This is a genomic window from Streptomyces griseiscabiei, assembly GCF_020010925.1.
In the GTDB taxonomy this organism is placed as follows: Bacteria; Actinomycetota; Actinomycetes; order Streptomycetales; family Streptomycetaceae; genus Streptomyces; species Streptomyces griseiscabiei.
This window is the reverse complement of record NZ_JAGJBZ010000002.1, coordinates 1,649,276-1,663,609: the sequence shown is the minus strand read 5'-3', so window position 1 is coordinate 1,663,609 and position 14,334 is coordinate 1,649,276. Positions and strand designations below refer to the sequence as shown.

Annotated in this window: 9 protein-coding genes; 5 read left to right on the top strand and 4 right to left on the bottom strand. The window is 74.3% G+C overall.

The annotated features are described in order from the left end of the window. Nucleotides 1–6 precede the first annotated feature (6 nt). The 4 genes from J8M51_RS24670 to J8M51_RS24655 are packed head-to-tail and all read left to right on the top strand — an operon-like array spanning nt 7 to nt 8,654. Complete coding sequence (locus J8M51_RS24670) at nt 7–4,947, top strand: hypothetical protein (RefSeq protein ID WP_267299484.1); 4,941 nt, start codon at nt 7–9, stop codon at nt 4,945–4,947. Continuing rightward, nucleotides 4,931–5,620: a hypothetical protein gene (locus J8M51_RS24665; protein WP_086763459.1), complete on the top strand. Its 690-nt coding sequence runs from the start codon at nt 4,931–4,933 to the stop codon at nt 5,618–5,620. Before J8M51_RS24670 ends, J8M51_RS24665 begins: the two co-directional genes overlap by 17 nt. Continuing rightward, nucleotides 5,617–8,256, top strand: a complete 2,640-nt coding sequence (locus tag J8M51_RS24660; RefSeq protein ID WP_086763461.1) for an Hsp70 family protein — start codon at nt 5,617–5,619, stop codon at nt 8,254–8,256. Before J8M51_RS24665 ends, J8M51_RS24660 begins: the two co-directional genes overlap by 4 nt. Then, nucleotides 8,256–8,654: a tetratricopeptide repeat protein gene (locus J8M51_RS24655; protein WP_086763463.1), complete on the top strand. Its 399-nt coding sequence runs from the start codon at nt 8,256–8,258 to the stop codon at nt 8,652–8,654. The genes J8M51_RS24660 and J8M51_RS24655 overlap by 1 nt, the downstream gene beginning before the upstream one ends. Here the strand turns inward: J8M51_RS24655 and J8M51_RS24650 are convergent. Then, the gene (locus J8M51_RS24650; RefSeq protein WP_086763465.1) at nt 8,637–10,742 is read right to left on the bottom strand and encodes a CHAT domain-containing protein; all 2,106 of its coding nucleotides are present in this window, start codon (nt 10,740–10,742) and stop codon (nt 8,637–8,639) included. The genes J8M51_RS24655 and J8M51_RS24650 overlap by 18 nt on opposite strands. After that, complete coding sequence (locus J8M51_RS24645) at nt 10,739–10,972, bottom strand: hypothetical protein (protein ID WP_143673468.1); 234 nt, start codon at nt 10,970–10,972, stop codon at nt 10,739–10,741. The genes J8M51_RS24650 and J8M51_RS24645 overlap by 4 nt, the downstream gene beginning before the upstream one ends. A gap of 427 nt (nt 10,973–11,399) precedes the next feature. Between J8M51_RS24645 and J8M51_RS24640 the strand changes: the two genes are divergently transcribed. Beyond that, nucleotides 11,400–12,185 (top strand): MBL fold metallo-hydrolase, encoded by a 786-nt coding sequence (locus tag J8M51_RS24640; RefSeq protein WP_086751708.1) that lies wholly within the window; start codon nt 11,400–11,402, stop codon nt 12,183–12,185. Between the two features lie 15 nt (nt 12,186–12,200). Here J8M51_RS24640 and J8M51_RS24635 read toward each other — a convergent pair whose 3' ends face one another. Together J8M51_RS24635 and J8M51_RS24630 are read right to left on the bottom strand one after the other, a co-directional pair. Then, nucleotides 12,201–13,118 carry an alpha/beta hydrolase gene (locus J8M51_RS24635; RefSeq protein ID WP_086751706.1) on the bottom strand — a complete coding sequence of 306 codons (918 nt, stop codon included), beginning with the start codon at nt 13,116–13,118 and terminating at the stop codon, nt 12,201–12,203. 125 nt (nt 13,119–13,243) lie between these two features. Then, nucleotides 13,244–14,059 (bottom strand): VOC family protein, encoded by an 816-nt coding sequence (locus J8M51_RS24630; RefSeq protein WP_086751703.1) that lies wholly within the window; start codon nt 14,057–14,059, stop codon nt 13,244–13,246. Nucleotides 14,060–14,334 lie beyond the last annotated feature (275 nt).

The following is a 14,334-nucleotide window of genomic DNA, read 5'->3' as shown; positions in this document are numbered from 1 at the left end:
GACGTCATGAGCGCGCCCACGTCCTTCGGTGACTTCTTCTCGTCCTCGGGCCGACTGCGCAGACAGTGGCAGACGGCTCTCCAGGACCCCGATCCGCACAGCGGTCTGACGAAGCTGCGCAGGATCTGGGCGCAGTGGGAGAGACGCCCCGAGGCCGTCGCCCCGTTCTACGTCGACTTCGTACGGTCCGTGACCGGGCCGCCGTACCGGCCGCTGCTGACCGAGGACGACTTCGGGGCGCTGGAGGCGCTCTCCGGGCGCGTGGCGGGGGCCGGTGACGGCGTTCCGCTCGACGAGGCCGTACGGCCGCTCGCCGCGGCGCGGTTCGGACGCGGCGAGGAGACGCCGGCCTGCGACCTGCTGACCCGGCTGTACTGGACGGAGTCGCTGCGGGACACGGCGAGGGCCTCGGTCGCGGACGAGCTGGCCCGCTCCGGACCGCGGGACGCGCCCCGGATCGAGGTCTGCGCGGACCTGCTGGGCCGGTCCGGGCCACGGCCCCCGGCGGTGCTGGCGCTCGCCGCCGAGGTGCTGCGGGTGGACTTCTCCTCGGACGCGGAGCGGTTGCGGCAGGCGTCCTCGCTGGCCGCGACCGGGCTGCCGGGCGCGGACCGCGCGGCCGGGCTGCACGCGTTGCGCGTCACCGGGGAACTCGACGCGGCCCGGGCGCACTTCCTGGCCGCCCGCATCGCCGACCCCCACGACACGATCGCGCTCCTCGGGCTCCTGCTCTCCTGCATCCGGGCGGGCCTGGCCGCCGAGGTCCCGGGGTGGGCGTTCGACGCGGCGGAGCAGGCCGACGCGGGCGTGGGGGGCCAGGCATCGGGGGGCCAGGAACTCGCCGCACCCGGCCTCGCCGCCACGGCCCGACTCGGGCGGGTGCTGGCCTGGTTCGACGAGGACTCCGACCGGCCGCCTCCCGTCCCGGCCGCCCGGCTGGCCGCGCCGCCCCCGTCCCACCAGGTGGGCCCCTGGCTCGACTACGCCCGGGGCCGTCTGCGACTGCTGGAGGGTGACGCCGCGCGGGCCCGCGATCTCCTCGTCCCCCTCACCCGGGGCGAGTCCCCGGCCGCCGCCTGGCGGTACCACGCCGCCTGGTCGCTGTATCTGACCGGCGACCGCGCCGGACTCCGGCTCCTCATCGAACGGATGACCGGCGACCCGGACGACTGGGCGCTGGCCCGCCTGCTGCTGGACACCGAACCGCACGCGCTGACCGGCACCGCCGCCGAACACGCGGCGGCGGCCGTGCCGCCCGGCTACGAGCGCGTCGGCCGGGTCCGCCGTGACCTGGCCGAGGGCCGCCGGCGCCCCGACCCGCCGGACCGGGGAGAAGCGGTACTGCCCGCAGAGGGCCGGGGCGCGCCGAGACGGCTGGAGGCGCTGCGTACGGTCCTGGGGGCGGCGTACGGCCGGGCGACGGGAGCGGCGGAGATGGCCGCACTGCTCACGGAGCCGCTGTACCGGCGGCTGCCGCGGGCCGACCGGCTGCTGTGGTCGGGGCTGCTGGCGCTGCGCCGGAATCCGGAGGAGGGGCGGCGGCTGCTGGAGGAGGCCCGCTCGCTCGGGCACGGTCGGGCGGTGCTGGTGCTGGCGGCGCACCACCTGGAGGAGCTGCGTCCGGCGAGGGCGGGGCGGTTGCTCGCCGGACTGGGCGGTGAGAAGGCGGAGTTGCTGCGGGTGTGGGCCGAGGCGGTCGGCGGTGCGGCGGACGGGGTGGTCGAGGAGGGGCTGGGGCGGCTGACGGCCCACCGGCTGCCGCAGGTGCCGTACGCGCTCGGCGCGCTCCGGCTGCACCGCTTCGCCGGGGAGGGCGGCACCGAGGACCCCGAGGACGCGCCGTACCACGCGCGGCGGGCGGCCAGGGAGCTGGGCCGGGCCCTCGCGACCGCGCCGGACGCGGTGCCGGCGGACGCGGCGGTGCTGGAGCGGGCCGCGCGGACGGTCGCCCACGCCACCGCCGTCGCGTCCGGCGACGGACCCGCCGTGCTGTCCCCCTCCGTGCGGCAGCACCCCTGGGCGGAGTGGGTCCTCGGGCTGGCGCTGCTGGCCGAGGACCCCGAAACCGCCGACCCCGAGCTGTGCCGGCGGCTGGTCGCGCTGCTGGAGGAGTCCGACGACCCGCCCCCCGAGGCCGTGACCGTCCTGGCCACCGCCCTCACCGCGGCCAGCATGCGCGGCACGACGCCCTACCGCCGGGACGCCCTGGCCCATCTGGTCCGGACCCTGGCCGGCCGTCACCCCCTGCCCGAGCTGCACACCCTCGCCGACCGGGCCGGCGCCGCGGCACTGGCCCACTCACCCACCGGACACCCGCCGGCCCCGGCGGGACAGCGACCGGACGGGACGGGGCGATTCGACGACACCGCGCGATTCGACGAGACGGGCCCGTCCGGCACGGTACGGCCGACCGACGAGGCGCGACCGACCGACGAGGGGCGGCTGTCCGACGAGCGGAGCCCGGCCGAAGGGGCGGTGCCGCGGCAGCGGACACGGCCGGGGACACAGCCGGTGCTGGCGCTCGCCTCCGCCGTGGGAGAGCTGACGCGGGGCGATCGGGCCGCCGCCGTACGGGAGTTGAGGGCGGCGCCGGCGGACGGTGAGCTGTGCGGTGTGCTCGCCGACGCGCTGGAGGGCCGTCCGCCCTCGGCACCGCCGCCGGTCGGAGCCGGGGAGCGGGCGGCACTGTTCCGGGTCGTGCACGCGGCGGGCCTCGTGGAGAGCGACCCCCTGCGGTCCCTGGAACTGCTCTCCGCGGCGGCACCCCACTACGACCTGTCCACGGTCACCGACCTCGCCCACCTCCTTCCCGCGCTGTTCGCCCACGCCGCGGAGAGCGGGGCGGCGGGAGGCAGGGCGGGCGGTGCGCGTGGCGGCGCGGCGGGCGGGCGCGGGGCCGGTGGCCCGTCGGGACGGCGGAAGGGCGGTGGGGCGCGGGGGCGAGGGCGGGGCGGTGACGGGCAGGGGCTGCTGGAGTGGGTGAAGGGGCTCGCGGGGGCCGAGCCGGCTCCGGTCGGGGCGGGGGTCCTCGGGAACTGCGCGGCGGCCCTCGGGGACTTCGCGACGGCGGCGGAGCTGTGGGAGCGGGCCCTGCGGGAGGCGGAGCGGGAGGGGCGCGACGACGGTGAGGTCCGGACCCGGTACGTCCTGTCGCTCTGCCATCTCGCGGTGGCCGCCCACCGGGCCGGGGAGCTGTTGCGCGGCGCCGGGTTCCTGCACCGGGCCGCCGCCGTGCTCCGGCCGGCCGGGCCCACGACGCGTCGGCTGCCCTCCCGGGGCAGGATCGAGGCGCTCGCGCGAGGCCTGGAGCTGGACACCTGCGTCCACCGTCTGCTGGACCGGGTCTTCCCCGGCGCGGAGGGGGAGCCCGTCCCCTGGGAGCGGCCCGGCCGCTACGCGGCCCTGGAGGCGTCGGTCCGCGCGGATCCCGAACTGACCGACGCCCTGCGGACGGCCGAGTCCCCGCGCGTCGAACGGTGCTGGGCGGACGGCCTGCGGACCTGGGCGTACGACGTCCGTCTCCACCACACCCTGGCCCTGCTGCACCGGGGCACGGCACTGGGCGGACCGGCGGACGCCGTCCACGGGGGCGGGCACCTCGCCCGGGCGACCGTGCTGTGGACCCTGCTGCTGGCCTCGGAGCGGTTCTGGGAGCAGCACGGCGAGGAGCCCGCCGCGCCCGAGGAGGAGACCCTGCTGCGTACCACGGTGTGCCGGGAACTGTTCGCCCTGCACCGCAGACTGGGCGCCGAGGCGCTCCGGGCCGGGGAGCGGGACACCGCCCGGCTGCATCTGCGGGTGCTGGTGGCCGTGCGCATGGACGAGTCCGAAGTGCGCGGCCTGCTGGGCGAGTTCGGCTTCGGCTGGTCCGTGACGGTCGACGCGCGGCGCTGGGCCGAGATCTCGGCGCTGGCCGGCGCGGTCACCGACGAGTGGTGTGCCGAGGCGGTCCTGACCGCCGAGAAGGCGCTCAATGACCCGGTCGCCATCGAGGGGCTCGCCGAGGGCATCGACAAGGACTACGAGTCCGGTATCGACGCGCTGAGACCCCTGACCGGTCTCGGTGTGCCGCTGCCCCGGCTGCTGCGGACCGCGCTCGACTGGCACAACAGTCTGCAGCACTGCCTCTACCAGATGAAACGGACCGCGGAACTGCGCAAGGTGATCGGCAGGGCACGTGAGTTCGCCGACGGGCTCGCCCCGTTCTGCACTCCGGGCAAGGGCCATCTGCCGGGCAACCGGGCGCTGTGCATCCACTACAAGTACCTCGGGCTGTTCGTGGCGGCCGACAGCGCTTCCGCCTCCCACATGTACCGGCAGGCCCTGCGATGGGACCCCGGCGACGACAACGCGGCCGAGCTTCTGGAGCAGGGCGCGTACACGTCCTGGCCGCCCGGCGGGGATGTCGACGAGGGCTCGGACCGGCCGGGGAGAGCCAGGAGAGCGAAAAGGAAACCCGGCGGCACCAGGAGAGACAGCAGAGACAGGAGAGACAGAAGTCCTATGAAGCCGAATCCCTTTCATGTCCTCGGGCTTTCCCTGTCGGCGGACGACGAGGAGGTGGCGGAGCGTTTCCGGGAGCTCTCCCTGACCGGGGCGCACGAGGCGGGCGCGCTCGCCGAGTGGGCCAAGGACGAGTTGATGGGCCCGCCCGGGAAGCGGCGGCTGCACGCGCTGCTGGAGGCTCCGGGCGCGGACTACCGGGGCGAGCGGTGGGAGGACTTCGCCAAGCAGTACGGCCGCCGTCCGGTCGTGTTCGCGTCCCGGCCGGACCCGGCGGGGGCGCCCCGGGCGGCGGACTTCGATCTCACCGCGGTGGCCCGGCGGCTGCTGGACGGCATGCTGACGCCACCGGAGGTCGACATCCGGCCCGCCCTGGACCGTCCCCCGGTGCCGCTGTACCTGGAGCGCCCCCCGCTGGAGGCACGCGATGTCCTCTTCGGCTGACACGGCCCCTGGCACGGCCCCGGCCGACCCGCCCCCGGCCGACCCGACTCCGGCCGACCCGACTCCGGTCGGCTCGACTCCGGTCGGCTCGACTCCGGTCGGCTGGGACGAGTTCGAGCCGCGTCCGGTCCCCGAGGGTGCCGAGGCGGCGGACCCGGTGAGCCCCGGCCGGGAGATGGCCGTCCTGCTCCAGCGGTACTGGTCCGATCTCCAGGACGAGGGCAACCGGGTCCGCAAGGAGACCGCGGCGGCCCGTCAGGTCCTGATCGAACTGGCCGTGCACGTGGCGCGGTTGGAGCAGCTGGCCCGGGCGGCGGCCGGTCCGCTGGAGGCCGCGGGCGACAGGTCGCTGGGCCGCCGTCTCGCCGTGGCGGGCAAGCAGGTGCGGGAGCCCCTGCACACGGCGGGCATCACCACACGGGACCCCGTCGGCGAGCCGTACGAGTCGGTCGCCGACGTCGTCGACATCGCCGGGTGGCGGTACGGGCCCGAGTTCACCGCCGAGGTGGTGGCGGAGACCGTGGAGCCGATCGTGCTCGACCGCGGCACGGTCGTACGGCTGGGGCAAGTGATCATGGGCGCCCCGTCGGGCGCGCCGGCAGACGAGGCGGGGGACACGGAGGACACCGTGGCCGCGGCAGACGCAGCACAGGACGCAGGGGACGACGTATGACGCAGTACGTGAGCAAGGCCGTCGGGATCGATCTGGGGACCACCAACAGCGCGGTGGCGGTGATGAATCCGACCGACACCGACATCGTGATCCACCGGGACGCCATGAACGCCCGTACGACACCGAGTTGTGTGTGGCTCAGTCCCCGCGGCGGTGAACTGGTCGTCGGGCGCAAGGCGTTCGCGCGGGTGGGCAGCGAGCCGGAACCGGTCACCTCCGTCAAACGCCTGATGGGATCGCGCCGGACGGTGACGCTGGCGGGCGAGGAGCGCACGCCCGTCGCGATCTCGGCGGAGATCCTGAAGGAGATGAAGCGGCAGATCGAGCAGGACGTCGCGGAGTTCGACACCCCGGACGTGCGCTGGGTCGTCGACCGTGCCGTGGTCACCGTGCCGGCCTACTTCGACCAGCCGCAGATCGACGCCACCCGCAAGGCGGCGGAGAGCGCCGGGCTGCGGGTGGTGGACCTGCTGCACGAGCCGACGGCCGCCGCGAGCTACCACTGCTGGCGGACCGGCATCCGGGACGGTGTCTTCCTCGTCTACGACCTCGGCGGCGGCACCTTCGACGTGAGCGTGGTGCGCTGCAAGGCCGCCGACTTCAAGGTGCTCGGCATCAGCGGCAACACCATGCTCGGCGGGGACGACATCGACACCGAACTCGCCCACCATCTCCAGCAGTTGATCCTCGACGACGACTGGGCCATGGATCTGGACCTGGAGGACGACGCGGAGGACCGGCTGCGTTTCCGGCGGCTGCGGTCCCTCGCGGAGTCCGTGAAGAAGGGGCTGTCGGACCGTACGGAGTTCATGCTCCGCGACTCCGGCGGGCTGACCGACAAGGAGGGGCAGCGGGTCGTCATCGACACGGTCGTGGACCGCGCGCAGCTGGAGGCGATCGCCCGGCCCGTCCTGGAGCGCACCTTCCAGTACTGCGACGAGGCGCTGGACCAGGCGACCCGGGAGGCCGGGATCACCCTGGCCGACGTGGACCAGATCATCCTGGCCGGCGGGTCCACCCATCTGCCGCTGGTCCGGGAGATGGTGCGGAGCCGGTTCTGCGCGCTCGCCCCCGGCTCTCCCGACCCCGACCCGGGCGCGCCGCGCGCCAAGTGCGCCGAGCCGGTGTACGAGCAGGTGGACACGGTCGTCGCGCTGGGCGCGGCGGTGCGGGCCGCGGCGGTCGGCGGCCTGGACATCCTGAACGAGGAGCGGACGGTCCGGGTGAGTTTCCGCGGCACCGTGGTCACCGCCTCGGACCGTACGGTGGTCGGCGGGACGGTCGAGGCGCTCGATCCGGGTCTCGATCTCACGGGCGGCTCCGTGCGGCTCGCGACCGACGAGTACGAGGACGAGGCGCCGATCAAGGCGGACGGCGGCTTCGCGTTTACCCGCATTCCCGTGCGGCCCGACGCGCAGGGTCTGCTCACCGTGGACGTGTTCGACGCCGACGGCGAACTGCTGGCGACCGTCGGACGCGCGGTGGTCCACGACCGGGTCACCGCGGCCAAGCCCGGGGGCAGTACGACCAGCGCGGCCATCAACGCCAAGCCGATCCTGCTGGAGGTGACCCGGGAGGGGCGCACCCAGCGCGATGTGCTGGTCCCGGCGCTGCGCCCGCTGCCGTTCAAGGACCGCTACGACTTCCGCCACCCCGGTGACACCACCACCGTGGAGTTCCGGCTCTTCCAGCACTCCCGGCAGATCCAGGTCATCAAGGTGCCGGTGCCGTCCTCCACGCCCCGGGGCACGGCCATCGACCTCGACGTGGAGATGGACGTGCACGCGCTCATCACCGTGCGCGGTTCCATCGGCGACCACCCGTTCGAGGCGGTCGTCGAGGTGCCGCCGGAGGCCGGGCTGCCGGGCAGCGCGGAGGTCGCCGAGCTGCTGCGCCGCTTCGAGGAGGACGTCGAGTTCCTGCCCGCCGGCGAACGGAACGTGAAGCAGGTCCAGATGGACATGGCGAAGGAAGCCTTCATGACGGCGGTCGACCGGGGCGAGACCGCGATCGCCGGCCATGAGTTCGAGCAGATGCAGGCGATCGCCGACTCCGTCCGCAAGCACGAGGGCGGGGAACTGCAGCCGCCCAGGGCCGACTTCGAGCGGCTCGTCAAGGACTGCGTCGAACTCAACCGGTATGTGACGATGGTCGGCGCCGAGACCGGGACCCCGCACGACGAACGGGAGATCGCACTCGCCGTCGAGGCCCAGCGCGAGCACGGCGAGGGGGCGTTGACCGCCGGGGACCAGCGGTCGTACTCGGAGGTCATCACCCAGCTCCAGCACATCTTCGACCATCTGCGGACCGTGGCGTTCCGGCAGCAGCGCAAGGAACAGCCGATCAGCGAGACGGAGCGGGCCACGGCCATGCTGGGGGCCGCCGAGGAGGCCCTGGCGGAGGTGCGCAGGCTGGTGCAGGCGTCCGCCGCCGCCACGCCCGCGCACCGCGTGGAGGTGGAGGACATCGGGCAGCGGCTCAGCGGGCTGGGGTCCCTGATCGCCCGGGATCCGCAGCAGGTCCAGTCGCAGGCCGCGCAGGAACGGCAGCGGCTGCTCCAGCTGAAGAACATCTGTCTGGGCTCGTCCGGCGGCCCGGGCGGGCCCGGTCCCGGCTCCGTCCCCGAGGCCACCTGATGACGTCCACGACGGCGGGCGTGCACTGCCCGGTGCCCCTGTGCCGCCGGGAGAACGCGTACGGGGCGGAGGTCTGCGCGGGCTGCCGTACGCCCCTGTCCGGCTATGCGCGGCTCCACACCCGGCCCGCCCTGCTGTTCAACCGGGGGCTGGCCGCGGCGCGCGAAGGCCGCCTCGCCGCGGCGCGGGACTGCTTCGCCGCGGTGGTGCACTGGTGCCCCGCCGACACCGAGGCCCGCAACGCACTGGCCCTGGCCGGCCTCGCCCTCGGTGACACCGCCGAGGCCCGGCACCAGTGGACCCGGGTCCTGGCCCTGCGGCCGGACGACCCGAAGGCGACCCGCGGCCTCGCCCACCTCGCGACCGTCGGCCCGGGTGGGTCAGGGGGTCCGGCGTAGGGACTGGACGAGGGAGGCGGGGTCGAGGCCGAGCCTGCGGATCAGTGTGCGGCCGGACGACCGCTCGTCCTCCAGGAGGGCGAGCAGGAGCGCGGTCTCGTCGATGTGGCGGGGCGGGGTGCCGTCGGCGGTGGTGTGCGGCCTGGCCCGGGCGAGTATGTCGTGGACCCGGGGGGACAGATCCGCGCGGCGGGGCGTGAGCATTCCGGAGAGTCGCCGGAAGGCGCGTTCTCCGGCGGGCCCCTGCTCGTACATCCCGCTGCGCAGCACTTCGCTGTCCAGCGCGCCGAACGCCGCCAGCAGGGTGTAGGTGCTGACGATCTCGCCGCGTGTCCTGGCCAGCAGATGCGCGAGCCGCAGGACGCCCATGGTGCTGGGGCCCAGGCCGTCCACCGGCAGCCGCTCGTCACCGTTCGGGTGCGCCCCCGCCGCGCTCGCGGTCCCGCCGGACACGGCCGGAGCCGGGGTGTCCGGCACCGGGGTGTCCGGCGGTGGGGTGTCCGGCGGTGGGGTGTCCTGGCCGGGGACGTCCTGAGCGGAGGGGACCTGGCCGGGGTCGTCCTCGTCCGGCGGGAGCAGGTGGGACAGCGGGACCCCGCACAGTTCCAGGAGGCGGGAGGAGATACCGCCGCCGACCGCGACGAAGGCCGCCGCGATGTCGGCGGTGGTCATCGTGGACCGGCCGTCCGCGGCGGCCCGGGTGGCCGCGTCCGCGAACACCCGGTTGACGGTGTCGGAGAGGACCGGCCCGCCCGTCGTGACGGGAGGGCTGTCGTCCGCGGCGGCGCTGCGGCTGAAGACGTCGTTGATCAGCTGGTCGAGGGCATCCGCGGAAGCCGCCCCGATGCTCTCCTCGATCCGCCCCCGGATGTCCGGCTCGCCGAGCAGCCCCTGCAGAAGATCGACGGAGGCGACCACCCCCCGTTCCGAGGCGGACGCGAACACCCGCAGCATCAGCCGCTCCGCCTCGGGCGAGAAGGGCACGGGCAGTTCGTCCTCCTCGACCCTCTCCTCCGGCCGCGGGCCGCCCGGCCGCGCGTCCCGGGTGATGCTCGCGGCCGGGTCGCCGTACAGGATGAACGACGCCCAGGCGGCGTCCGGCCGGGCCCGGAGCGCGGCACGGGCCGCGCGGACCGCGGCGCCGGCCGGTTCACCGGCGAGCAGCCGGTCGTAGAACTCGGCGGCGAACCGCCAGGCCCCGTCGTCGGCGACATCGGTGCGGGTGCCGACGACGCTCTTCGCGCCCATCACCATGAAGGACATGCAGATGTTGGCGAGTTCGCCCTCGTTGGCGGAGGCGCAGCCGTTGATGAAGGTCACCGGGGGCGCGCCGGTCGCCGAGAGCCCCTGCAGGGCGACCTCGCTGAGCATCTGCCGCCCGTGCATCAGCAGCGCGGTCGTACCGGTGTCGTTGCCCACATGGCCGCAGAAGTGGAAGAGGTCGTACGGCGCCTCCTCCGAGGCCAGTTCGGCGACGACGTCGATCAGGTTGGCGTCCCGCCCCACCATCACCGTGCACTCGATGCCCCGGCCGCGCAGCCACTCGGCGACCCGCGTGACCTCCTCGCGGGCGGAGGGGAGGTTGCCGTCGGGGTCGCCCACGACGAGGGCCCGGCCGACCCGGCTGACGCTGCGTCCGCCGAGCACGGGGCGTTTGCCGACCATGCGGCGCCCCAGGTCGTACTTGAGGCCGAGGAAGTCCTCGCCGTCGTGCAGCAGTTCCCAGGGGACGCCCTGTCTGTTGGTGCGCACCAGGAGCGGGCCGGTCGACGCGCGCAGCCTGGTCACCAGTTCGGCCGCGCTGCCCTGCACCGGCGGGAACAGCTGCCCGTAGAGCTGCCTGCCCCATCTCTCCAGGTCCCTGAGCAGACCGGGGCGCGGCTCCGATCCCCAGGCCGCCGCCTCCGTCAGCGCGTCGTCGATCCGGAGCCGGTAGCCCGTCACCAGCTCCCGGGAGACGGGGATCGTGTACTCCATCTCCAGGGGCGGGCTGTCGCGGCCGGTGCCGCCGACCCGTAGCTCGTACTCGTAGCGGTCGTTGGGGCCCTGTTCGGTGACCCGGACGTTCAGGGTGGCCGGCTCGCTCATGAGGAGCCGTGGCGCCGGACGAACGCGTCGACGAGCCTCTGTTCGGCGGCGGTGGAGGGCTGGACGATCTCCACCTTGTCGTCCCCGATGATCACCGTGATCGAGGCGACACGGCCCGCCGCGTCCGTCCCGTCCTCCGCGGGGGTGCTGCGCTCCTGGGAGAGCCAGCCCCTGATCGTGTCGATGATGGCGACCAGGGCTCCGGCCGAGGTCACCGCCAGGGTGGCCACGTCGACGATGTCGCTCGAACGCCGGCCGGGTGCGGGCTGTCCGGCGTAGACCGGGACGACCCGCGCGGCCGCGCCCTCAGTCAGTCTCCGGCTCAGGGCGCCGGGTGCGTCCGCCCGTACTCTTCCGCCTCTTGTGTTGAGAACCAGTTCGCATACGAACCCCCCGTCGGGCCCTCGCTCCACCACGTGCGACCTCCGTCTTCCGGACCCCACCAGCCTATGACGCACCGTCACCGCGGGGGAGCGCTTCCGCCGGATGAACGGGGAAGCGGGGCCGGCGAAGTGGGCGGCGGGCGGGGCCGGTTCGTTTCCGGCCCGGCCGCGCGCGGGACCGTGTCCGGCCCGTACGCTGTGCGCGCGGTCCCCCGGAGGGGGCCGGCAGCGAGCCGACTCCGTATCTCGTCGACACCCCGAAAGCGGTACTGCCGTGAAGGTCCACCACCTCAACTGCGGGACCATGCTCCCGCTCACCGGAGCGCTGGTCTGCCACGTCCTGCTCGTCGAGGCGCCGGGCGGGCTGGTCCTGGTGGACTCCGGGTTCGGGCTGCGGGACATCGCCGATCCCGGTGGACGGCTGGGCCCGGCCCGGCATCTGATCAAGCCCGTGCTCCGGGCCGAGGAGACGGCGGCGCGTCAGGTGGAGGCGCTCGGCTTCCGCCGCGAGGACGTCCGCCACATCGTCGTCACGCACTTCGACGCGGACCACATCGGCGGGCTGGCCGACTTCCCCGGCGCGCAGGTCCACACGACCGCGGCCGAGGTCCTCGGCTCCATGACCGCCCCGTCCCGGCAGGAGCGGTTCCGGTACCGGCCGGCCCAGTGGGCGCACGGGCCGAAGATCGTCGAACACACCCCGGACGGCGAGGCCTGGCACGGATTCGCCGCCGCGAGGGAACTCGACGCCGTCGCCCCGGGGATCGTCCTGGTCTCCCTGCCGGGCCACACCCGGGGCCACGCCTGCGTCGCCGTGGACACCGGAAACCGCTGGGTCCTGCACGCCGGCGACGCCTTCTACCACCGGGGCACCCTCGACGGGCTGGCCCCGGTACCACGTGCCCTCCGCGCCATGGAGAACCTGATGGCGTACGACCTCAGGAAGGTGCGCGACAACCACGCCCGCCTGGCCGAGCTGTACCGACGCGACGACGCCGGTCTGTTCGTCGTCAGCGCGCACGACCCGGTCCTGTACGAGCGGGCTCGCGCGACGGCGTGAGCGGGCGGGGGGAGTTCAGGCCGCGTCCGGGACGGCCGCGTCGAGGGCGGTGCGCAGGGTGTCGGCCATGAGGGCGATCGCCTCCTTGCCCGCCGGTACCGGGCCGGTGTGGGTGAAGTAGTGGTCGACGCCCTCGAAGACGCGGTGGGTGACCGGGACGCCCGCCGCCTCCAGCGCCTCGGCGTAGGCGTCGCCCTCGTCGCGCAGCCGGTCGTTCTCGGCGGTGATGACGAGGGCGGGCGGCAGCCCGGCGAGGTCGTCGGCGAGTCCGGGCGAGACCAGCGGGTCGGTGAGGCCTGCCGGATCGGGGACGTACGCGGCGGTGAAGATCCGCATGAGCTGCGGGCTGAGCAGCGGCTTCGCGATGCGGGACCGCTTGGTGGCGGGGTCGGCGGCCTGGTCGAGCGGCGCGGAGTCGATGATCTGGAGGAGCGGGGTGAAGGTGCCCCGGTCGCGGGCCGTACGGCAGATACCGGCGGCGAGGTTGGCACCCGCGCTGTGGCCGCCGACGGCGATCCGGGAGCCGTCCCAGCCGTGGGTCGGGCCGTTCTCGACGACCCACTCGGTGACGTCGTAGGCCTGGGTGACGGCGGCGGGGAAGACGTGCTGCGGGGCGACGGCGTAGTCCACGTTGATCACCACGCAGCCGGCCGTGGCGGCTATGTAGCGGCAGAGGTGGTCGTCCTGCTCGGGGCGGCCCACGATGAAGCCGCCGCCGTGGAAGTTGACGTAGACGGGGGCGGGGGCGGCCGTGTCGGTGTCGGCCGGGGGGCGGTAGACGGTGCAGTCGACCGGTCCGGCGCCGGTCTCCACCCGGAAGGTTTCCGTCCGCTTCGGGATGTCGGTGAAGCGCAGCTCCTTGTGGACCCGGGTCATGACGCCGCTGAGCAGCAGCTGGACGCCTCTGGCCTGGACTCTGGCACTGAACGACATGATCGGAACCGCCCATCCCTACAACATTAAATTAACAGGATTCCTGTTAATGAGGTTGGAGGAATGATGGCCGCTGATTCCGTTTCGCGCAACGGTGGGCGCGCAGCCTCTCGGAGAGGCGGGCCTCAGGCCGGGGCCGGGGACGGGGTGAGGAGGACGAAGTCCGCGCCGGACGGATCGAGGCAGACGGCGAGCCGGCCGACACCCTCCGCGTCCTCGGGGCCCATCTGTACGCTGCCGCCGTTCGCGGTGACGGCGGCGACGGCGGTGTCACAGTCGGCGACGGCGAAGACCGGGTGCCAGTAGGGGCGCCCGTCGGCCAGGGAGAGATCCTCGGTACGGAGTTCCATCACGCCGCCCTGCATCCGCTCCTCCGGGAGCCCCGCGGGTGTGATGAGGCTGTACGTGCCTCCGCCGCCCGGCAGCGCCATGTCGCCGAACGTCCAGCCGAAGAGACCGCCGTAGAACTCCTTGGCCGCCGTCGCGTCGGTGGTGTACAGCTCGGTCCAGGACAGGGAGCCGGGCTCGTCCGCCAGCTCGAAGCCCTCGTTGCCGCGCGGCTGCCAGACCGCGAACTGACCGCCCAGCGGATCGCTGTACTGGGCCATCCGACCCCACTCGCCGAGATCCCTCGGCGGTACCCGTACCGTGCCGCCGGCGCGCTCCACGGCCCGTGTGGTGTCGTCCGCGTCGGTGACGGTGTAGTAGATCATCCAGGCCGGGCGCGCGCCCTCCTCGGTGAGCCGGCCGAGCCCGCCGATGACCTTCCCGTCCTTCCGGAAGGCTCCACCCTCACCCTCCGGCTCCTCCCCTTCGCCCCCGCCCATCGGCTCGTACTCCCACCCGAGCACCGCACGGTAGAACGCCGCCGCGGCCGGAACGTCCGGGGCGCCGAGGTCCAGCCAGCACGGGGAGCCGGGAGTGAGGTCAGTGGTGATCACGGGATTCCCCTTCGCGTCGACCGATTCCAGTCCTGTGCTGCCAGCCTGACACCGGCCCCGGACGACCGCGCGCCGACACCGGGGGCACGGGCGGCTCCACCGGCGGCACGGTGCCCTTCGGACGGCCCGCGGCCCTCGGGCGGCGGGCGCGCTGGGCGCGGTCGGTGACCTCGTAGATCACCATGGCCGAGTGCGGTCTCGGTGTCACCGTGGTCCCCGCCGGCGCTCTCGCCGCCCGCCCCGCTGGACGGTTCCGGCCGCTCCGGCACACGACG

What these genes read in the sequence shown, in the direction of transcription:
- J8M51_RS24670 (WP_267299484.1), top strand. Translation starts at nt 7, where the DNA reads ATGAGCGCGCCCACGTCCTTCGGTGACTTCTTCTCGTCCTCGGGCCGA.
- J8M51_RS24665 (WP_086763459.1), top strand. Translation starts at nt 4,931, where the DNA reads ATGTCCTCTTCGGCTGACACGGCCCCTGGCACGGCCCCGGCCGACCCG.
- J8M51_RS24655 (WP_086763463.1), top strand. Translation starts at nt 8,256, where the DNA reads ATGACGTCCACGACGGCGGGCGTGCACTGCCCGGTGCCCCTGTGCCGC.
- J8M51_RS24650 (WP_086763465.1), bottom strand. Translation starts at nt 10,742, where the DNA reads ATGAGCGAGCCGGCCACCCTGAACGTCCGGGTCACCGAACAGGGCCCC.
- J8M51_RS24635 (WP_086751706.1), bottom strand. Translation starts at nt 13,118, where the DNA reads ATGTCGTTCAGTGCCAGAGTCCAGGCCAGAGGCGTCCAGCTGCTGCTC.
- J8M51_RS24660 (WP_086763461.1), top strand. Translation starts at nt 5,617, where the DNA reads ATGACGCAGTACGTGAGCAAGGCCGTCGGGATCGATCTGGGGACCACC.